Here is a 20,594-nt window from a genome sequence, read left to right on the forward strand (position 1 = left end):
CCTTAATGGCCCTTTCTCTTCTCCACATCACGATGAGATACATGAACACTATACTCTGGTTTCAAATGTTTCCCAAGGTATTCTGTAAGCGTAACAGAACGATGCTGTCCACCTGTACATCCAATTGCAATTACAAGTTGACTTTTGCCTTCTCTTTTATAATGAGGCAGCATGAAAGTAATCAGATCCGTCAACTTCTCTAAAAACTTATGTGTCTCATTAAATTTCAGTACATACGAAGAAACTTCTTCATCTAGTCCTGTTAATGGCTTCATATGTGGAATGTAATATGGATTTGGTAAAAAACGAACATCAAATACTAAATCTGCATCAATTGGAATACCGTACTTAAATCCAAATGACATAACATTTACACGAAATGCTTGCTCAGTTTCTGTTGAGAACAAGTGAACAATTTTTTCACGTAATTCTTTCGGTTTTAAATCCGATGTATCAAGCACAATATTCGCTCGTGCCTTCATATCTGTTAATAAATTACGCTCTGCTTCGATTCCCTTTAACGGCAAACCAGTTGGTGCAAGTGGATGCGAACGTCTCGTTTCTTTATAACGAGTTACAAGCGTACTATCTTTCGCATCTAAAAATAAAATATGAGGAATAATCCATGTACGTTCTGATAAATCATCAAGTGCTCCCCATAAATGTTCGAAAAACTCGCGGCCACGTAAATCAATACCAAGTGCCACTTTATTCATTTTCCCTTTTGAATCCGCCATAAGCTCAATAAACTTTGGCAATAACATCGGTGGTAAATTATCCACACAAAAATATCCTAAATCTTCAAAACTTTGTAAAGCTACTGTTTTTCCGGCTCCAGACATCCCTGTAATAATTACCATTTTTATATCATTATTCTCTGTCATTGTATCCTCTCCTTGACGGTTTAACTCGGATCTAATCGATATGAAAGCAACTCAAAATCTGGGGTATATACAAATGTACCGTAGATTATGCCATTTCCTTTAATTAAATAATCAATAATGTGATAATCTCCTGGCGCCATTGCTAAATCATCAATTTTATCAAATGTATGCCAACCAATGATGCCTTCTTCGCTCTCTAGTTTGTTTTCTCCTGCAAAATCTGTCGCTAAAAAGGAGAACATCATCCATTCAGAAACAACTTTATCACCTTCTTGGATGACAAAGGTGAAGACCCCCTTTAACGCTGGGTTTTTCAAATAAATACCTGTTTCTTCACGATACTCGCGAACAACGGAATCTCTTACAGTCTCACCACGCTCCATTTTCCCGCCTGGTGCAACCCACCAATTTCGGCGAGGTTTTTGGAGTAAGAGTACTTCATTATCTCTAATTAACACACAGTTTGTCACTCTTTGCATGTTTCTTCACCTCAGCTACTTGCAGTAAAATTTCTCACTGCATACTTCTTTCATTATACTATCAAAAACAGTTTGCTACAACGAAGGAGCCAGTCCTCTTTCGCTAAGCATATGCTACTCAGCAATTTTAAAAAAGCTTTCTATAACAAGCAATGTAAATGCTTATACTTTGAATGAATAGCATGAAAAATCCCCTTAACGATTTTTATCGCCAAGGGGATTAAAGCCCTTATTTCTTACCGAAATAAGTAACAATCGCAAATCCTAAAATAAAGGTAATGATTGAACTTATAATTGAAAATCCACCAGTCGGAATCCCAGGGAATACAATTACAATCGAACCGATTACAAGTCCAATAATTGCCGCAAATGTCATACTTTTATAACGATCTAATAAAAAACTAATGCCTTTACTACTTACAACAAATCCAACCATAACACCAGCACCGATAACCACGATTAAAGGTAAGTTAAGTGTAGTTAAAGCGTTAATTGCTGTTGGATACACACCAATAATTAATAAAATAAACGATCCACTAATTCCAGGAAGCAGCATGGCCATGCTAGCCATCCATCCTGCGAAAAATAAACCAATTGCATTTAAAATTGTTAACGTCGTAATTGGATCTGCTGCCTTATCTGGTTTAAAGAAAGCTGTAATCGCAACAAGAATTGCTGCAACTATTAATAAAACGATGTGCTTACCTTTAAACGACGACTTTGCATCAGCTTCCCTCATTAACATCGGTAATATACTAATAATTAAACCGAGGAAGAAAAATTGAGTCGGTTCATAATGATTTGCAAGTAAATATTTAATAACGTGACTTAACGTTAAAAATGCCGCTGCCACACCAGCTGCAAGTGGAATTAAAAATCCTAAATGTTTTTTCCATTCACGACTAAAGAATCCACTAATTGCCGCAAGCAATTGTTCATAAATCCCTAACACAACAGCGATTGTACCGCCGCTCACACCAGGAATTAAATCACTAACGCCCATACAAAATCCACGATATATATTACGCCATTCCATACTGAATAAATTCCTCATTTCTTATAGTGATTTTTTCCGTAAAGTCCAGTATATCAATAAGAAAGCTTATAATCCTTATATTTTTTGACAAAACTTTGACATTTTCACACAAAAAAAGAAGAAAGCTCCTGTCGGTAGCTTTCTTCTCACAAGGTATATTATCCCTTATTTTTCTGATACAGTTTTTAATTCCTCTAATAATTCTTCTACGTAATGTTGTGCACTTTGCGCTGCAATACTACCGTCACCTGTTGCAGTTACAATTTGACGAAGCATTTTTTCACGAACATCACCAGCTGCGAAAATACCAGGAATTTTCGTTTCCATACGCTCGTTCGTTTCAAGGTAACCATTTTCATTTGTAATACCTAGTTCAACAAATGGTTTTGATAAAGGTAACATACCGATGTATACGAATACGCCGTCAGTTTTGACTTCTTTCTCTTCTCCACTATTTACGTCCACAAGTGTTACACTTCCTACTTTACCACTTGCTTCGTTGATTTCTTTTATCGTGTGGTTCCAAATGAAATCTACTTTTTCGTTTTGGAAAGCACGGTCTTGTAAAATTTTCTGTGCACGAAGCGTGTCACGACGGTGAACGATCGTTACTTTTGATGCGAAGCGCGTTAAGAACACACCCTCTTCAACAGCAGAATCTCCGCCGCCAATTACGATAAGTTCTTTTCCTTTAAAGAATGCTCCGTCACATACTGCACAATATGATACACCGCGGCCGCCAAGTTCTGTTTCACCCGGTACACCAATTTTTTTATACTCTGCACCGCTTGCAACGATAATTGCACGTGCTTTATATTCTTTTTTACCAGCAATAATTGTTTTGTATTCCTTACCATCGATGACTTCTTTCACATCACCGTATGCATATTCAGCACCAAATTTCTTCGCATGCTCGAACATTTTATTTGATAAATCTGGTCCTAAAATAGACTCATAACCTGGGTAGTTTTCTACATCTTCCGTGTTTGCCATTTGGCCACCTGGAATACCACGCTCAAGCATTAATGTGCTTAAATTTGCACGAGATGTATATACTGCAGCTGTCATACCAGCTGGTCCTGCACCAATAATAACGACATCATAAATTTTTTCTTCTGACACACTATTCACTCCTATCCATTCCTACACAATTAAGTTACCCTCATTATACTGTTAGCATCATTTTTTTCCCAATGATTTGCTTATCTTATGTGTGCGTACGCTTAACAGCTTGCACATACTTTCGGACAGTCGCTACAGATACATTATATACATCTCCAAGCTCCGACTGTGTCATTTTATTTCCTTGTTCGCCGCGTACAATGTATTCAATCGCAGCTGACCAGCCGTACACATTTGTAAATATGTCTCCAGATGTATATAAACGTATGAACGTACAAAACCAAAAGTGTAAACACTCTTCAATTAATTCATCATCTTTTTTCGTATAATTGTATAATGCATCCGCGATTCTCGCGCACTGCTCAAATTGCTGTAAATCAGCTGGAATACTCTTATGACTATTAAGTAAAAAGAAGTACTTTGCAAGTTGTGATACGATGGGAACACCGTTCTTCGCTTGCGTTATATCAAAGAAGAATCCCACCTTCTCCGGCGTTGACAATTCATTCATTAAATATAAAGCTAGCATTTGTTCTTCTAGCGTCGCACTTTGCTGAAATGATTTTCGTAATTCTTCAAATAACACGTTTTGTCCTTCATCTGCTAAATTCAGCGCATTCCACGGTTCTTTTCCCTTTTTATCAGGATGCAATTCCACGACATATTGCCACATTTTTTCAGCTAGTTGCTGATCTTTCACCATATAAGCAGAATATGCAAACCAATAATAAAAACTAACGTCTCCCTCATATCCTTGACGCTTTAATAGTTTGAACCATTTATATGCATGCTCGAAATAACCAATTGTTGCAAGTGTAGTTCCCAGTTTCAAACGATGTTCAAATGAAATTGGATATACTGAAACTAGCTGTCCCGCTAATGCTTCTACTTGTTTATGCTCTCCAATTGAATATAGAAAAATAAGTGTATTACAAAGCGCATGTATATTACCAGGATTTTTCTCTAAAATCATTTCTGTTAACTTCAGCGCTTTGTCTACATTACCCGATTGAAAATGTGCAATGGCTAAATTATTATGACCTGACCAAAATTCCGGATAATCTTTCGTAACAATTTCTAATGTAGCAATTGCTTCTTCTAATTGTCCATTACGAATATAACGATTCGCTTCTTCCTGCATAACAATTAAATCATCTTCATCTTCAATCTCTTCCGCACCCATTGCTTCTTCTTCCATAATCTCTAGAAGTTCTAATGTATCTTCTACGAATTCCTTCTCTTTTGCAACTTCTAAATAGCGATCCGCATATTTCTTCGCCTGTTGAAATAACCCCATATATGCATAATTATTTGCAATAAAATAATAGCACTGTTCAAGTTCAGGATTAGATCTAACTAACTTTAAGAAGGTTTGATTCGACTCTTGATATTCACCAGCCTCAGATAATACTGTTGCTAATTGACATAAAATAAACGGCTCCTTCTCACTTTGTGCCGCTCTTCGAAAATATTTAATTGCATCTTGCAATTTTTGTCCTTTGTAAGCTCTCATCCCTTTTTTATAAAAGAAGTCCGCTAATTGATTAAAAGAGATAACTTGTCCGTTCTCCTTATATATCCTTTGATTTTTCCCCATATATCCTCCAGTTTTTTGTTTTCTTCGTTCACACATTCTTCTATCTATAAGTATAAACGATTCCGTAAAAAACAAAACAGTATATTATACTCAATTATTTCCTTTTTATTCATAAAAAAAGAGGAGAAATGTTACATTTTCACCATGAACCTTCTCTGGCGGTCATTTGCTCTTTCGTATAAATAATACGCATTGGATTTCCACCTACGAAAGCACCGCTCGGTACATCTCTATGAACAAGTGTGCCAGCTGAAACAGTCGCACCGTCTCCAATTTTCACACCTGGTAATATTGTTACATTCGCTCCAATCATCACTTCATTTCCAATGACGATTTCTCCAAGTCGATATTCACGAATTAAATATTCATGTGCTAAAAGCGTTGTGTTATAGCCAATAATCGAATTCTCTCCCACAGTTATCTTTTCTGGGAACATAATATCCGGCATTACCATAAGCGCAAATGATGTTTTCTTTCCTACTTTCATCCGTAAAAAAGTGCGGTACAACCAATTCTTCACAGATAAACATGGCGTGTAACGTGCAATTTGGATAATAATAAAGTTTTTCATTACCTTCCAAAAAGACACTGTTTTATACACATTCCATAATGAATTTTCTCCTGAAACAGGATAGCGCGTTGTCCGTCGCACTTAGCTCGCTCCTCTACTAACTTACTTGGACCTTTATGAACGGTTCATATTAGACAAAATCGGTAGCAAATCACTCATTTTATCTAGCATAAAGTCCGGCTTGTAAGCCTCTAAATACGCTCTACCTTTCAACGTCCATGAAACCGCAGCTGTTTTCGTCCCCGCATTTTGACCACCGACAATATCATGATGATTATCCCCAACCATCAATGCTTCTTCTGGTTTTGCATCTAATAATTCAAGCGCTTTTTGAAGTGGCTCTGGATGTGGTTTCACATGCTCTACATCATCAATTGTCACGACAACATCAAAAAATTCATCAAGCTTTGACAACTGTAATCCCATCTCAACGGTTTGTCTCGCTTTCGTTGTAACAATACCAACTTTATAACCTTGCTTCTTCAACTCTCGAACTGTTTCATATACAGTTTCATATTCTTCTACTAATTCATCATGATGATCATGGTTAAATTCGCGATAACTTGTAATCATCTCTTCAACCTTACTTTCATCAATCTTACTGAAAGTATCATGCAAAGATGGACCGATAAATGGCAATACATCTTCACGCTTATATTGATTTGGATAATATGTATTTAAAGTATGTAAAAAAGAAGAAATAATAAGTTCGTTTGTATTAATTAAAGTTCCATCTAAATCAAATAAAACTGTATTTATTCTCATCGCCTTAGTCCTTTCGCCTTCCTGAATATGAAAGAAGCAGCATCTTATAATAAGATGCTACTTGTCTCTAATTTTCTAAATATCTTTTATCAGCTTGCCCCATTTTTCGTCTCACAATAATGAAAATAATAGAAATAACAACAAGTCCAATTGACATTACTTGTGCAATACGAAGTGGTCCTAGCATTAAACTATCTGTACGTAAGCCTTCTACGAAGAAGCGTCCTACTGAATACCAAATTAAATATGTGAAGAATAACTCCCCGCGACGTAAATTCACTTTTCTTAATGCAAGTAGTAAAATTACGCCTGCAAAATTCCATAATGATTCATATAAAAACGTCGGATGATAGTACACACCCTCAATATACATTTGATTAATAATAAAATCCGGTAAATGAAGACCTTCTAAAAACTGTCTCGTTACTTCATCACCATGCGCCTCTTGGTTCATAAAGTTTCCCCATCGGCCAATTGCTTGTCCTAGTAAAATACTTGGTGCAGCAATATCAGCCAACTTCCAGAAAGAAAGTCCGCGTCGTTTCGCAAAAAGAACACCTGTAATAACAGCCCCGATTAAACCACCATGAATCGCCAAACCACCTTGACGAATATTAATAATTTGACTCGGGTTTTGTGCGTAATATTCCCATTCAAAAATAACATAGTACATTCTCGCAAAAAGAATAGCGATCGGTACTGCAATTAATACAAGGTCAACAAATGTATCTTTTGGAATACCTAGCCTTTCTCCCTCGCGAGTTGCCAGCCAAAGACCTAATAGCACACCTGTACCGATAATAATCCCGTACCAATACACAGGAAACGGCCCAAGTTGGATAGCTACACGGTCAAGCTGTGGTACAGAAGCTAACAGCATATGTATATGACCTCCCTCTCCAAAGTTTACTCCTGATTTCCTAACTCAATTGCACTCATTAATCGTTCAGAGAACTGCTGTGCTGCATTGACTCCCATACGTTTTAAACGGAAGTTCATCGCTGCTACTTCAATAATAACAGCCAAGTTTCGACCAGGACGAACTGGAAGTGTAATCTTCGTAAGCTCTGTATCAATAATTTTCATCTTCTCTTCATCAAGACCTAAGCGATCGTAATTTTTCTTTTGATCCCAAATTTCAAGATTAATAACAAGTGTAATACGCTTATAATTTCGTACTGCCCCTGCACCGAATAACGTCATAACGTTAATAATACCTAGACCACGAATTTCTAATAAATGCTCGATTAAATCTGGTGAGCTTCCGACTAACATGTCTTCATCTTCTTGACGAATTTCTACACTATCATCCGCAACAAGACGGTGACCACGCTTTACAAGCTCAAGAGCTGTCTCACTTTTACCAACACCACTTTGACCTGTAATTAAAACACCAACACCGTAAATATCTACTAACACACCATGAACAGCAGTTGTTGGTGCTAACTTACCTTCTAAATAGTTTGTTAAACGACTTGATAATCTAGTTGTCGTTTGAGAAGAACGTAATAAAGGCATACCTGATTCACGTGATGCTTGTAATAACTCATCTGGTACATCTTGATTACGAGTTACAATAATACATGGCGTCTCCTCAGTACAAAGCGCTTTCATTCTCTCTTGTTTTTGCTCTGACGTTAACGTGTCAAAGAACGTAAGCTCCGTCTTTCCAAGAAGCTGCACACGATCTGCTGGATAATATGTAAAAAATCCTGCCATTTCAATTCCAGGTCGTGATAAATCACTTGTATCAATCGGACGATGAATGCCTTCTTCACCACTGATTAACTCCAATTGAAATTGTTCAATTAAATCTTTTGTCCTTACTTTCGGCATATGTATAAACCTCCACTCCGCTGCGGGTTCAGTCTCGTTTGATGTAAAATTCCATTCTATCGGATATTGTACCATTTTTTTCTGGAAACAAGAAATACGGTTTCTAATAAATAGAAAAAAACATTTCATACGAATAATGAAATGTTTTTCTTTTTGTCACTTTCTCTTTTTTTCATATAGAGGTTCAACAATTGCCTTTTCAATTATCATATTAAAAATTGAAATACAAATTGCCGCAACAATCGCTACACCAAATCCTGATATATTAAAAGCATCTCCTAATAATGAATCTGCTATTTTTAACGTAATCGCATTAATAACAATTAAGAAGAAGCCGAAAGTTACAACAGTAATTGGTAGCGTAATTAAAATTAAAAATGGCTTTACGAACACATTTAAAACCGCCAATATAATACTCGCAATAATTGCAGTTTGTATATTTGCTACGTAAAATGCATCTGGTGCAATCCCTTTTAAAAGTCCCGATACAGCGATTAACACAACGCTATTTACAAGAAGTGATACAATCCATCTCATTTCGTTACACATCCTTTTAAACATATATATTTCATCATACGCTAATAGATAATAAACGCAAGTATGATACAAACACTTATATCAACTTATTCTATCTTTCATGCTTGTATACCTACTAACACTTCCTCGCAAAATAAGGACCACACCACCTATGTTCATGAGTTTTTACAAAGGTCCAAGTGAAATCTTTATCTACGATATAGATTTCACCTTTATACGCATCGTCTGTCTCACACAATATATCATCCATATGTAACAAACTCGCATCCTTTATTAACAGTACCTCATCACAGTGTTGATAGAAAATGTAGCAATCCTTTTTCACTTCATTATGAAACGCGTTTTCCGCTTCTTTACCCTCTAAACACTTCTTTTTCTCATAACTAAATATGTGCCATAGATAACCACATGCATACCTATCTCCATAAAGAAAAATATCTTCTTTTTCTTTATCACTTAAATGATTTGCAAAGTGATCCTCCCAGCGCTTTCGAAAATATACACCCCAACTTTGAAACTCTCTTACCTTCATATGTTTCTTCCTTAACACCTCTAAAAACTCCATCTTCTCCCCCTATACAATAAAAACCGAGCGTCATTTCCACTCGGTTTTCATCAATAAACTTATTGCGATAACTCTACTTCTTTTATTTTCTCTTTCATTCTTGCTTTATCACGATTTAAAATCTCTTTTAAATACTTACCTGTGTATGAGCGTTCTTCTTTCACTACTTGCTCTGGCGTTCCTGAAGCAACGATTTGTCCACCTTTATCTCCGCCCTCTGGTCCAAGGTCAACGATATAATCAGCTGTTTTAATTACATCTAAATTATGTTCAATTACAAGTACCGTCTCACCGCTCTCAACCAGACGTTGCAGCACTTCTAGAAGACGTGCAATATCATGCGCATGCAAACCAGTCGTTGGCTCATCTAAAATGTATAACGTACGACCTGTAGAACGACGGTGTAATTCAGAAGCTAATTTCACACGCTGTGCTTCCCCACCAGATAATGTTGTTGCTGGTTGACCTAATTTCATATAACCAAGCCCAACATCTACAAGCGTTTGAAGTTTACGCTTAATTTTAGGAATATTGGCGAAGAATTCTACTCCATCTTCAATTGTCATCCCTAACACTTCAGAAATATTCTTATCTTTATATTTCACTTCTAACGTTTCACGATTATATCGTTTACCATGACAAACTTCACACGGAACATACACATCTGGTAGGAAATGCATTTCGATTTTAATAATTCCATCACCACGGCACGCTTCACAACGGCCACCTTTTACATTAAAGCTGAAACGTCCTTTTTGATATCCGCGCACTTTCGCTTCATTCGTTTGTGCAAACACATCACGAATATCATCGAATACACCTGTGTACGTCGCTGGATTAGAACGTGGTGTACGACCAATTGGTGATTGATCAATATCAATTACCTTATCTAAATGTTCAAGACCTTTAATCTCTTTATGAGTACCTGGCTTCGCTTTCGCTTTATATAACTTTTGAGCTAGCGATTTATATAGTACTTCATTAATCATCGTACTTTTACCAGAACCAGATACCCCTGTTACCGCTACAAACGTACCGAGTGGGAATGACATTTTCGCATTCTTTAAGTTATTCTCTTTTGCGCCGACAATCTCTACTTTACGTCCATCACCTTTACGTCTTTCAAGTGGAACTGGAATAAACTCTTTACCACTTAAATACTTCCCTGTTAATGAATTCTCATCTTGCATAACTTCAGCCGGCGTCCCCGCTGAAACGACCTGTCCACCGTGAATACCTGCACCAGGCCCTATATCAAGTAAATAGTCAGCAGCCATCATCGTATCTTCATCATGTTCAACAACGATTAACGTATTACCTAAATCGCGCATTTCTTGCAATGTACGAATAAGACGATCGTTATCACGCTGGTGTAAACCAATTGAAGGCTCATCAAGAATATAAAGTACGCCAGTTAGACGAGAACCAATTTGCGTCGCTAAACGAATACGCTGCGCCTCACCACCTGATAAAGTTCCTGCGGCACGACTTAACGTTAAATAATCTAAACCAACGTTCACTAAGAACCCAACGCGCTCCTGAATTTCTCTTAAAATTAAATGAGCTATTTTTTGTTGCTTCTCCGTTAGCTCTACATTCGAGAAGAATTCTTGTACTTCTTGAACTGAATACTTCGTTACGTCAGCAATCGTTTTATTGCCAACAAATACAGCTAAACTCTCAGGCTTTAAGCGTCCACCTTTACACTTTGGACAAGCTTGTTCTGCCATATACTTTTCCATTTGCTCACGAATGTAATCGGAACTCGTTTCACGATAACGACGTTCAATGTTTGGAATAACACCTTCAAATAAAATCTCATTTTCCTTTACTTGACCAAATTCATTTACATAGCGGAAATAAACTTTCTCTTCCCCGCTTCCGTACAACACTTTATCAAATAAATCTTTCGGTATATTTTTTACAGGCACATCCATATCAACGCCGTAATGATTACATACAGATTGTAAAAGTTGTGGGTAATATTGTGAACTTGTTGGTTCCCAAGGCGCAATCGCATGTTCATTTAATGATAAATCCCAGTTAGGAATAACAAGCTCTAAATCTACCTCTAGCTTTGAACCAAGTCCATCACAAGAAGGACATGCTCCGAACGGACTATTGAATGAGAACATACGCGGCTCTAATTCTCCAATTGAAAAACCACAATGCGGACAAGCGTGATGTTCGCTAAACAGAAGTTCCTCTTCTCCCATAACATCGATTAACACTCGTCCCCCGCCAAGCTTTAATGCACTTTCAAGTGAATCAGCAAGACGGCTTGCGATTCCTTCTTTTACAACAATACGGTCAATTACAACTTCAATGGAATGCTTCTTGTTTTTATCTAACGCAATATCTTCAGATACATCAAGCATTTCACCGTCAACGCGAACACGAACATATCCTTGCTTCTTAATATCTTCAAGTACTTTTACATGCGCACCTTTACGCCCAGAAACGATAGGCGCTAACACTTGTAATTTCGTACGTTCAGGATATTCAAGAACGCGGTCTACCATCTGCTCTACTGTTTGTGACGTAATTTCAATGCCATGATTCGGACAAATTGGCGTACCAATTCGTGCAAATAATAAACGTAAGTAATCATAAATCTCCGTTACCGTTCCGACAGTTGAACGTGGGTTACGACTCGTCGTTTTTTGATCGATTGAAATTGCTGGTGACAATCCTTCAATCGTGTCCACATCCGGCTTATCCATTTGTCCTAAAAACTGGCGCGCATACGCAGATAACGATTCTACGTATCTGCGCTGCCCTTCTGCATAAATCGTATCAAATGCTAATGATGATTTCCCCGAACCAGACAATCCCGTTACAACGACAAGCTGATTTCTCGGAATGGTTACATCAATATTTTTTAAGTTATGTGCTCTAGCACCTTTTACAACGATAAAATCCTTGCTCTTACTCACTTTTTTCACCCTTCCGCTTTTAATTCTAATAGTAAATCTCTTAGTTCAGCTGCACGCTCGAAGTCTAACGCTTTTGCTGCTTCTTTCATCTCTGCTTCCATCTTCGCAATTGTCTTTTCGCGCTCTTTTTTCGTCATTTTCTTAGCAGGAGTTGCTTCGTATGTTTCTATCTCTTCAGCAGCTGTCGTTGCACGGATAACATCACGAACGCCTTTTTGAATCGTTTTCGGCGTAATACCATGCTCTTCATTGTAAGCTTCTTGTATACTACGACGACGCTTCGTTTCTTCAATCGCAATTCCCATAGATTTCGTTATACGATCTGCATACATAATAACGCGGCCGTTTTCATTACGCGCGGCACGACCGATTGTTTGAATTAATGAACGTTCTGAACGCAAGAACCCTTCCTTATCAGCATCTAAAATAGCTACAAGTGATACTTCCGGAATATCTAATCCTTCTCGCAATAAGTTAATGCCGACAAGTACATCAAATTTACCGAGGCGAAGATCGCGGATAATTTCAATACGTTCTAACGTTTTAATTTCAGAGTGAAGATAGGTAACTTTAATTCCTACATCTTTTAAGTAATCCGTTAAATCCTCTGACATTTTCTTCGTTAAAGTCGTAATTAATACACGTTCATTTTTTGCAATACGATCTTGAATCTCTCCTAATAAATCGTCAATTTGCCCTTCAATTGGTCGTATATCAATTGGTGGATCTAAAAGCCCTGTTGGACGAATAATTTGTTCTATTACTTCTGGCGACTGCTCTAACTCATACGGTCCTGGCGTTGCTGAAACATAAATAACTTGATTCGTTTTCTCTTCAAACTCATCGAATGTGAGCGGTCTATTATCTAAAGCTGACGGCAGACGGAATCCATGATCCACAAGCACTTGCTTACGCGCTTGGTCCCCGTTATACATCGCTCTTACTTGCGGTACTGATACGTGCGATTCATCCATAACGATTAAGAAATCTTTCGGGAAATAGTCTAATAGCGTATACGGCGTTGCCCCCGCTGGACGAAGTGTTAAATGACGGGAGTAGTTTTCAATACCTGAACAAAATCCCATCTCGCGCATCATTTCTAAATCATAACGTGTACGCTGTTCTATACGCTGCGCTTCTAACAACTTGCCGTTTTCATTTAATTCCTTTAAACGCTCTTCTAATTCTTTTTCGATATTTTCAATAGCGACCTTCATCTTTTCTTCACGTGTAACGAAGTGAGATGCTGGGAAGATTGCTACATGCTCACGTTCTGCTAATACTTCACCTGTTAACGCATTTACTTCACGAATACGATCTATTTCATCACCGAAAAATTCGATTCGAATACAATGCTCATCAAGTGATGCCGGGAAGATTTCAACTACATCTCCTCGCACACGGAATGTACCACGCTTGAAATCAATATCATTACGTCCATACTGTACATCAACAAGTTCACGAAGCAATTGATTACGGTCTTTTTCCATACCAACTCGAAGCGAAACAACTAGCTCGCGGTATTCTTCTGGAGAACCTAAGCCATATATACAAGAAACACTCGCAACAATAATTACATCGTCCCGTTCAAATAATGCAGACGTTGCCGAGTGACGCAATTTATCAATTTCATCATTAATCTGCGCATCTTTTTCAATAAACGTATCTGTTTGTGGTACATACGCTTCTGGCTGATAATAATCGTAGTAACTAACAAAATATTCAACTGCATTATTCGGGAAAAAGTCTTTCAACTCACTATATAACTGCCCTGCTAACGTTTTATTATGAGCCATAACAAGTGTTGGCTTTTGCACTTCTTTAATGACATTTGAAATCGTAAATGTCTTACCCGTTCCTGTTGCTCCAAGCAACACTTGCTTTTTCTTTCCACTATTAATTCCCTCTACAAGCTTCTCTATAGCTACCGGCTGATCACCTTGCGGGGAATACGCTGAGACAATTTCAAATTGACGTTCCAAGAAAATCCGACCTCCTCATAAAAATCTGTATTATTATTTTACCACGAATACCTATAAAAAACCTAAAAAAACGAACAGATATTCGGTAAAGTTTTCGACAATATACACATAGAAAAAGGAAGGAGTAAATACTTCCTTCCTCTACTAACTCTATTTTTTTGATACATATAATAAGTCATATCCATTGCGTCCATCTTCATTCGTACAATCTGTTAACCGATAAGTACTTTCTGATTCGCGCTGCTCTTTAACAATACTTTTATAACTATCTTTATGTAATCCTTTATGGTCACCAGCAAACTTGTCTTGTCTACTATCTAACACATAAAGGATATCTTCCCCACTATGCTCTAACGTTTGAAAAACCGGGTCACCTTCATCGGTATACTGTACAATTCTTATTTTATCAACTTCCCCTTGATCAACGTTCATAACGAACTGTTCGAATTTATCTAGATTGGAAGTTCCTACTCCCTTTACAATGACATCATTCTTCTTATCAATTGTAGTGCTAGATGGTGAACATGCTACTAAACTAAAGAGAAATAGACATATACAGCTGATTCTTTTTTCTATTGTCATCCTCTCCTATAAAAATTATTTGTATACCAGAAAAGCTACTTTCAACTATGAAAGTAGCTTTTCTTTTCCTTTCTCCTTCTTCGGAAAAATCACATATGAAAATGAAATTGCTGTATCAACTAAAAATACAATCGCCCACACTTGGCTCACGCGACTTGCAGCTTTATTTAAAACGATTCCCGATTCTAACCAATTACCCCATTGTTCAAATGGAATAAATCCATACGCGAAGAAAAAGAATATGTGCACACCAACGAATAAAACAAGATGTAATACCCAATTTTTTATTTCCTGCTTTGCATAGGCCATGCCTATTAATTCTACCTGTTCTTCAATAATAGGCGCCGGTTCATTACGCCATTTCGCAACTGATTTTTGTGCAAATATATCAAGCTTCTTCAAATCCTTTTTCCCGTAGAAAACTGCATACAATAAAATAATTACAGTAATAATTTGAAAGTTAGAGAACTTTCCTGTTTGATAATAGTCCACTACTCCTAAAGTTAAAATAAACACTTCATTTACGAGGAGTACAATTCCCATAATAAAACTCGCCTTTTTCAAACGGAATCCGTAGCGAAGTAAAAAGAAACCGATAGCTGATAACCAAAATACAATTTCTGCCCCAATTAAAAAATACCAACGATATTCTGCGAGTATGCTCATTTATCCTTCTCCCTTTCATCATAAATACGAAAAGCCTCATCCATATACACTAAAAGTTCTTCTTCAATTGGATACATGCTCATTTTCTGTGAATCTTCCTTCGATTTTCTAACTTCCCATAACTTATCTAAAAACGCTTCATCACCATTGGCCATTTCTAAACACTTCTGCATTAATCTCTTCATTGCCCCTTGTACCTCATCACTAGCAGCTTCTTTACCGTCTTTCATAAAAGTGCGTAATTGCTTTAATAAATCTACCCATTCTAAAACATTCGGATCTTCCTTACTCATGTTTGGTAAATTATGAAGCAATTTTTGTTCTTCCTTTGAAAATACTTCATTTTGAAATATTTCACGTATACGAGGAGACTGCTTCGAAAGCTGAATCAGTTCAAACATAACTTTCCAATCGAGTTCTCCCTCCACATCTACCGAATAAACAACTGCTTGTAAAACACTCTCCATTCGATTAAATTTCTTTTGTTCTTCCTGTACAAACCGAAGTTGTTTTTCAAGCGAATTTTTTAAATCCAGCTCACCTTTTACTAACATATTCGCAGTTTCTTTTAATGAAAATCCCATTTCTTTTAAAAATAAAATTTGTTGCAAACGAATAACGTCATTTTCACTATATAACCGATGTCCACCCTCTGTTTTTCCGCTCGGCTTTAATAAATCTATTTGATCATAATAACGTAGTGTACGTACTGTAACCCCTGTTTCTCTCGTCAATTCTTGTATTGAAATCACTACCATCACCTCTTCCCTTTCATTATAAAAGATGACGTTACGTAACTTTCAAGCTTTTTGTAAAAAAAATACAAAAAGCTGTTTATACAAAATGTATAAACAGCTTTTATGGAAATAACCCCTTTTGTATGGCGCGCCCACAAAATAAAATAAGTGCTCCAACAACAACACTCGTTGCCGTTTTATGATAATGGGCTAATAATAATAAATAATACGATAAACCTACAGTACCAATCATAATACAAATACTCGGCACTGGATTACGAGAAAAGTTTTGCATTCCCCAAAGAAGCGAAAATATAGCTGTAGCGACACATAACACCGGTAATCCCATCCCAGTTCCCCTTTTTCTATCTATTATTCCTTGTTGCTAACACGCTCGTTGATGCGATACTAATTAATAAATCAAAACCAATCCTTATATATTTAAACGTTTACTCTAATTGAAATCTCTCAAGCTTATCATTTATTTTCTTTCTCCTTACTCCAGCGTAAATATTTCCTCCACCTTCACTCCAAAATATTTGGCAATTTTTAAAGATAACTCTAGACTCGGATTGTAATGATGATTTTCAATCGCCACTATCGTCTGCCGCGTCACCTGCATCACCTTTGCCATTTCAACTTGTGTTATATGATTTTGCTTTCTTAACTCTTTTATTTTATTTTTCACACCCATAGGATCCACCTTCAAAAATAAAGATATCTTTACTTAAATTATAAATATTTTCCAGTTATAAGTAAAGATATCTTTACAAATTTTAGAAAAATGTTTCATTGAACATCTACTCTAACAAAGTACAAGAGTAATTCAATTTATATCAGCGATTTTCTAAATATATCAGTGCAACTTGAAATATATCGGCGATTTCCCAAATATATCAACGCAACTCCATTTATATCGGCGATTTTCCAAATATATCGACATCCGTAGCGCTACTATAATCATAAGAAAAAGCTGTCCCCAAATACCTTCGGGAACAGCTTTCTCCTCTACTACATAAATCCTAACGCATATACAAGAACGTATCCAAGAACCGATAAGCAAACCGAGCCAATCAGCCCCGCCACAAATGCTTTACTTCCTAATTTACGGAACGTTTTAAACTCTACATTTAAACCGAGCCCTGCCATCGCCATTGCGATAAGCATGTAAGCAAGAACAACAATGTATCCCGCAACAACTTCTGGAATAATCCCGAGCGAATGCACTGCACTCATCGCTAAGAACCCGAAAATGAACCATGGTATTGGAAGTTCGCGCCATGATCTTTTTCCCTCGCTACCTTCACTCTTACCAAACCATAATCCGATTAAAATCGCTACTGGTACAAGCATTGCAACGCGCGTTAGTTTCACGATAACTGCGATATCTACAGCCGTGCTTCCTCCTGGCGCCGCAGCCGCAATTACGTGAGCAATTTCATGCAGTGTCGCCCCTGAGAACACTCCATATCCGTATGGAGATAGGCCAAGCACTGGATATAATAACGTATAAATAAGCGTAAATATTGTACCTAAAATTGCAATGATCGCCGCTCCAACTGCTGTTTCGTCATCTTTTGCTTTCACTTGCGGTGCAATTGCCACAACCGCGGCCGCGCCGCAAATTGCCGTACCGCATGCTGTTAAAATCCCAAGTTTCTTTTCTACTTTAAATACTTTCGTTAGTCCGTATACAACAAAAATAGTAAATGTAATAACAACCGCCGCGATGACCAATACTTTCGGCCCCGCCTTCGCAATATCAACAAGATTTAATCGCATTCCAAGTAAGATGATCCCAAAGCGCAGTAACTTCTTGCTCGCAAAGTTCGTTCCTGCAATCGCATCATGAGGAACTCCAATTGCAGCGCGCCAAACCATCCCAATTAGAATAGCAATTACTAATTGTCCCATAATATTTAAAAATGGAAGCTCTGCTAAATATTTCGCGGCAATTGCGATTAATAATGTAATCCCAATTCCTTGCGAAAATCCAAAGCCCTTCTTCTTTTGTATAACAAGTGTTTGTTCCACCTTGTACCACCCCAATAATCGTATTGGAACATGCATGTTCTTTCTACTTACATTATAAGAGAGTTTCTATAATAAGTTTAATACCAATACCAAATCTCTATCATCAGAAATACTTATGATAAGATGAAAGAAAAACGAAAGGAGCTTTGCAAATGAACGTAGACATTTTAAAAATTTTTGTTACTGTCGTTGAACAGAAACACTTCTCTCGTGCAGCGGAATTATTAAATCTTTCACAGCCTGGCGTAAGTATGCATATACGCAACTTAGAAAACGAATTTGGAACTACACTCATTCAGCGATCTCCGAAACATGTCCAAGTCACGGAAGCTGGAAATATATTATATATTCATGCAAAGCAAATGCTCTCTCTTTACGAAGATGCTAAGCAAGAAATTAATGAACTACATAACGTTGTAACAGGAACACTTCGCATCGGTGCTAGTTTTACAATTGGCGAATACTTACTTCCAAAAATACTCGCTAACTATGCGAATGAAAATCCACGCGTCGAAGTGCATACCTTTATCTCAAATACAGAAGAAGTTTTGCAAAGTCTTCGCTCTAATCAAATTGATATCGGCTTAGTGGAAGGGCAAGTCGTATACGCTGATGTTAACGTTGAAACATTTATGCAAGATGAAATGAAGCTCGTCGTTCCGCCAAATCATCCACTACTCCGCACAAAGGAAATAAATGAAAGCACACTCCAAGATCAAGTATGGGTACTAAGAGAAAGTGGTTCTGGTACACGCGCTTATAGTGACCGCTTTATTCATCAACACCATTTAAAAATGAAACGATTCTTTACATTCAGTAGTATCCAAAGTGTAAAGGAAGCTGTTAGTGCCGGTCTTGGCATCGCTATACTTTCTGATTGGACTGTACGGAAAGAGCTACTAGCAAAAGAACTATTCCACGTCGAAGTTCCAAATGAACAACTAATCCGTCCGTTTTCCATCGTACGCGGTAAATATTTCATTCCATCTAAAGCCATTCAAGTGTTCTTAAATCATGTAGATTCTTTTGCGAAAAAACAGAGTTGACCCTCACATTAGTGTGAAGGTTTACAATACATGTAGAAGGAGTGAAACGCATTGCGAATTGGAGAATTATCAAAAGAAACTGGCGTTAGTGAAAGATCACTAAGACATTACGAAGAAAAGGGCTTACTCCCTTCTAAGCGCCTCGCAAATGGTTACCGTGATTTTGATGAAAGTGCCATCGAAAAAGTGGAGCTTATTCAAATGTACTTACAAATTGGCTTAAATTTAGAAGAGACGGCAAGGATGCTGCGCTGCCTTGAAATTGAACCGCACCTGTACGACAATCCGTGTAGCAGTATCCTTACGCTTTACGAAGATAAACTCAATGAAGTAACAAAGCAAATCACATTACTTTCCAACATCCAAGCGAATTTGCAAAAACACGTTTCACTCCTAAAACAAGCAAAAGAAAAGGAATGATTACATGTTTGTTATACATGGCAGTTCAAGACAAAACGGAAATACAGAAGCTTTAACACATATGATGATAGAGGACATTGAAACAGAACAAATTTATTTGCGTGATCATACCGTCTATCCTATTACAGACCAACGTCATGATGCAGAAGGATTCCAATCCGTAAATGATGACTATGAGCAGTTAACCAAACGCATGCTAGAGCATGACACGATTATCTTTGCTACACCATTATATTGGTACGGAATGAGTGGACATATGAAAAACTTTGTTGATCGCTGGTCACAAAGCTTGCGCGATACATCTCTTCATTTCAAAGAAAAAATGAAAGGCAAAAAAATGTATGTTGTCATCGTTGGCGGGGATAATCCAAAGCTAAAAGCATTACCGCTTATTGCTCAATTCCAATATATCTTTGATTTTGTTGGTTCTTCATTTGAAGGTTATGTTATTGGAGATGCGAATGGACTGGATGAAATTAAAAACGATGCTGAGGCGCTGGCAAAAGCACAATTGTATAATAATAAATTTAAAAATAGCGAACAGAAATAAGTTTGACAAACCCTTTTGTATGCGCATACAATAAAAGTAATATTATGAAAGGAAGGTACTTTGACCAATGAAGTTCTAATTCTCTTATTTATTTCATCCATCACAAATAGTGAACAAAAATGATGAAAACTAGCAGGGGATTAGTCTGTCCATTTGTCGATACTTTCTTTCGAAACGATCATGTAAAAAATCGTTTATTTATGTACGATTTTTTACATACAAGGGCGACGTTTATCCTCTCTAGTGAAA

The 20,594-nt window shown here is 37.2% G+C and carries 22 protein-coding genes; 3 read left to right on the forward strand and 19 right to left on the reverse strand.

Annotated elements, in window-relative coordinates; translation table 11 throughout:
* Nucleotides 1-2: 2 nt before the first annotated feature.
* The 19 genes from rapZ to BC_RS25800 form a co-directional block, all read right to left on the reverse strand.
* Nucleotides 3-884, reverse strand: a complete 882-nt coding sequence (gene rapZ, locus BC_RS25710; RefSeq protein ID WP_000138459.1) for an RNase adapter RapZ — start codon at nt 882-884, stop codon at nt 3-5.
* Nucleotides 885-904: 20 nt separating this feature from the next.
* Nucleotides 905-1,363: an NUDIX hydrolase gene (locus tag BC_RS25715; protein ID WP_001190080.1), complete on the reverse strand. Its 459-nt coding sequence runs from the start codon at nt 1,361-1,363 to the stop codon at nt 905-907.
* Nucleotides 1,364-1,592: 229 nt separating this feature from the next.
* Complete coding sequence (locus BC_RS25720) at nt 1,593-2,399, reverse strand: DUF368 domain-containing protein (protein ID WP_000455196.1); 807 nt, start codon at nt 2,397-2,399, stop codon at nt 1,593-1,595.
* A 165-nt stretch (nt 2,400-2,564) separates the two neighbouring features.
* Entirely contained in the window at nt 2,565-3,521 is a 957-nt protein-coding gene (gene trxB, locus BC_RS25725) for a thioredoxin-disulfide reductase (RefSeq protein WP_001288078.1), read from the reverse strand.
* A gap of 85 nt (nt 3,522-3,606) precedes the next feature.
* Nucleotides 3,607-5,118 (reverse strand): tetratricopeptide repeat protein, encoded by a 1,512-nt coding sequence (locus BC_RS25730; protein WP_000517741.1) that lies wholly within the window; start codon nt 5,116-5,118, stop codon nt 3,607-3,609.
* Between the two features lie 139 nt (nt 5,119-5,257).
* Nucleotides 5,258-5,770, reverse strand: coding sequence for an acyltransferase (locus BC_RS25735; protein WP_001255055.1), 513 nt, complete (start codon nt 5,768-5,770; stop codon nt 5,258-5,260).
* A gap of 33 nt (nt 5,771-5,803) precedes the next feature.
* The gene (ppaX, locus tag BC_RS25740) at nt 5,804-6,454 is read right to left on the reverse strand and encodes a pyrophosphatase PpaX (RefSeq protein WP_001222403.1); all 651 of its coding nucleotides are present in this window, start codon (nt 6,452-6,454) and stop codon (nt 5,804-5,806) included.
* 67 nt (nt 6,455-6,521) lie between these two features.
* Nucleotides 6,522-7,334 carry a prolipoprotein diacylglyceryl transferase gene (gene lgt / locus BC_RS25745; protein WP_000922849.1) on the reverse strand — a complete coding sequence of 271 codons (813 nt, stop codon included), beginning with the start codon at nt 7,332-7,334 and terminating at the stop codon, nt 6,522-6,524.
* A 26-nt stretch (nt 7,335-7,360) separates the two neighbouring features.
* The gene (gene hprK / locus BC_RS25750) at nt 7,361-8,290 is read right to left on the reverse strand and encodes an HPr(Ser) kinase/phosphatase (RefSeq protein ID WP_001127250.1); all 930 of its coding nucleotides are present in this window, start codon (nt 8,288-8,290) and stop codon (nt 7,361-7,363) included.
* Nucleotides 8,291-8,446: 156 nt separating this feature from the next.
* Complete coding sequence (locus BC_RS25755; protein WP_001267308.1) at nt 8,447-8,827, reverse strand: phage holin family protein; 381 nt, start codon at nt 8,825-8,827, stop codon at nt 8,447-8,449.
* 115 nt (nt 8,828-8,942) lie between these two features.
* Nucleotides 8,943-9,392, reverse strand: a complete 450-nt coding sequence (locus tag BC_RS25760; protein WP_000394739.1) for a DUF4275 family protein — start codon at nt 9,390-9,392, stop codon at nt 8,943-8,945.
* A 59-nt stretch (nt 9,393-9,451) separates the two neighbouring features.
* Nucleotides 9,452-12,328: an excinuclease ABC subunit UvrA gene (gene uvrA, locus BC_RS25765; RefSeq protein WP_000045572.1), complete on the reverse strand. Its 2,877-nt coding sequence runs from the start codon at nt 12,326-12,328 to the stop codon at nt 9,452-9,454.
* Nucleotides 12,329-12,333: 5 nt separating this feature from the next.
* Complete coding sequence (gene uvrB, locus BC_RS25770; RefSeq protein WP_000441064.1) at nt 12,334-14,310, reverse strand: excinuclease ABC subunit B; 1,977 nt, start codon at nt 14,308-14,310, stop codon at nt 12,334-12,336.
* A gap of 150 nt (nt 14,311-14,460) precedes the next feature.
* Complete coding sequence (locus BC_RS25775; RefSeq protein ID WP_000151272.1) at nt 14,461-14,892, reverse strand: DUF4362 domain-containing protein; 432 nt, start codon at nt 14,890-14,892, stop codon at nt 14,461-14,463.
* Between the two features lie 45 nt (nt 14,893-14,937).
* Nucleotides 14,938-15,558: a hypothetical protein gene (locus tag BC_RS25780; protein ID WP_000025210.1), complete on the reverse strand. Its 621-nt coding sequence runs from the start codon at nt 15,556-15,558 to the stop codon at nt 14,938-14,940.
* Nucleotides 15,555-16,316 (reverse strand): MerR family transcriptional regulator, encoded by a 762-nt coding sequence (locus BC_RS25785; RefSeq protein ID WP_000260344.1) that lies wholly within the window; start codon nt 16,314-16,316, stop codon nt 15,555-15,557. The genes BC_RS25780 and BC_RS25785 overlap by 4 nt, the downstream gene beginning before the upstream one ends.
* A 100-nt stretch (nt 16,317-16,416) precedes the next feature.
* A complete protein-coding gene (locus tag BC_RS25790) occupies nt 16,417-16,644 on the reverse strand; it encodes a hypothetical protein (RefSeq protein ID WP_000524139.1) in 228 nt (75 codons plus the stop codon).
* A gap of 147 nt (nt 16,645-16,791) precedes the next feature.
* Nucleotides 16,792-16,989 carry a helix-turn-helix transcriptional regulator gene (locus BC_RS25795; protein ID WP_000538370.1) on the reverse strand — a complete coding sequence of 66 codons (198 nt, stop codon included), beginning with the start codon at nt 16,987-16,989 and terminating at the stop codon, nt 16,792-16,794.
* Between the two features lie 317 nt (nt 16,990-17,306).
* Entirely contained in the window at nt 17,307-18,329 is a 1,023-nt protein-coding gene (locus tag BC_RS25800) for a YeiH family protein (protein ID WP_000438415.1), read from the reverse strand.
* 152 nt (nt 18,330-18,481) lie between these two features.
* Between BC_RS25800 and BC_RS25805 the strand changes: the two genes are divergently transcribed.
* Genes BC_RS25805 through BC_RS25815 form a run of 3 tightly spaced genes read left to right on the forward strand, consistent with a single transcriptional unit; the run spans nt 18,482 to nt 20,345 of the window.
* Entirely contained in the window at nt 18,482-19,375 is an 894-nt protein-coding gene (locus BC_RS25805; protein WP_001100009.1) for a LysR family transcriptional regulator, read from the forward strand.
* Between the two features lie 51 nt (nt 19,376-19,426).
* On the forward strand, nt 19,427-19,795 hold the full coding sequence (locus tag BC_RS25810; protein WP_001219204.1) for a MerR family transcriptional regulator: 369 nt from the start codon (nt 19,427-19,429) through the stop codon (nt 19,793-19,795).
* 4 nt (nt 19,796-19,799) lie between these two features.
* Nucleotides 19,800-20,345: a flavodoxin family protein gene (locus BC_RS25815; RefSeq protein WP_000497611.1), complete on the forward strand. Its 546-nt coding sequence runs from the start codon at nt 19,800-19,802 to the stop codon at nt 20,343-20,345.
* The last annotated feature ends 249 nt before the right edge of the window (nt 20,346-20,594 follow it).

Origin of the sequence: Bacillus cereus ATCC 14579, from assembly GCF_000007825.1 — a bacterium.
Classification (GTDB): Bacteria; Bacillota; Bacilli; order Bacillales; family Bacillaceae_G; genus Bacillus_A; species Bacillus_A cereus.

Coding starts and splice junctions, on each gene's coding strand:
- rapZ (WP_000138459.1), bottom strand. CDS start 884: ATGACAGAGAATAATGATATAAAAATGGTAATTATTACAGGGATGTCT.
- BC_RS25715 (WP_001190080.1), bottom strand. CDS start 1,363: ATGCAAAGAGTGACAAACTGTGTGTTAATTAGAGATAATGAAGTACTC.
- BC_RS25720 (WP_000455196.1), bottom strand. CDS start 2,399: ATGGAATGGCGTAATATATATCGTGGATTTTGTATGGGCGTTAGTGAT.
- BC_RS25730 (WP_000517741.1), bottom strand. CDS start 5,118: ATGGGGAAAAATCAAAGGATATATAAGGAGAACGGACAAGTTATCTCT.
- ppaX (WP_001222403.1), bottom strand. CDS start 6,454: ATGAGAATAAATACAGTTTTATTTGATTTAGATGGAACTTTAATTAAT.
- lgt (WP_000922849.1), bottom strand. CDS start 7,334: ATGCTGTTAGCTTCTGTACCACAGCTTGACCGTGTAGCTATCCAACTT.
- hprK (WP_001127250.1), bottom strand. CDS start 8,290: ATGCCGAAAGTAAGGACAAAAGATTTAATTGAACAATTTCAATTGGAG.
- BC_RS25755 (WP_001267308.1), bottom strand. CDS start 8,827: ATGAGATGGATTGTATCACTTCTTGTAAATAGCGTTGTGTTAATCGCT.
- BC_RS25760 (WP_000394739.1), bottom strand. CDS start 9,392: ATGGAGTTTTTAGAGGTGTTAAGGAAGAAACATATGAAGGTAAGAGAG.
- BC_RS25775 (WP_000151272.1), bottom strand. CDS start 14,892: ATGACAATAGAAAAAAGAATCAGCTGTATATGTCTATTTCTCTTTAGT.
- BC_RS25780 (WP_000025210.1), bottom strand. CDS start 15,558: ATGAGCATACTCGCAGAATATCGTTGGTATTTTTTAATTGGGGCAGAA.
- BC_RS25785 (WP_000260344.1), bottom strand. CDS start 16,316: ATGGTAGTGATTTCAATACAAGAATTGACGAGAGAAACAGGGGTTACA.
- BC_RS25790 (WP_000524139.1), bottom strand. CDS start 16,644: ATGGGATTACCGGTGTTATGTGTCGCTACAGCTATATTTTCGCTTCTT.
- BC_RS25795 (WP_000538370.1), bottom strand. CDS start 16,989: ATGGGTGTGAAAAATAAAATAAAAGAGTTAAGAAAGCAAAATCATATA.
- BC_RS25805 (WP_001100009.1), top strand. CDS start 18,482: ATGAACGTAGACATTTTAAAAATTTTTGTTACTGTCGTTGAACAGAAA.
- BC_RS25815 (WP_000497611.1), top strand. CDS start 19,800: ATGTTTGTTATACATGGCAGTTCAAGACAAAACGGAAATACAGAAGCT.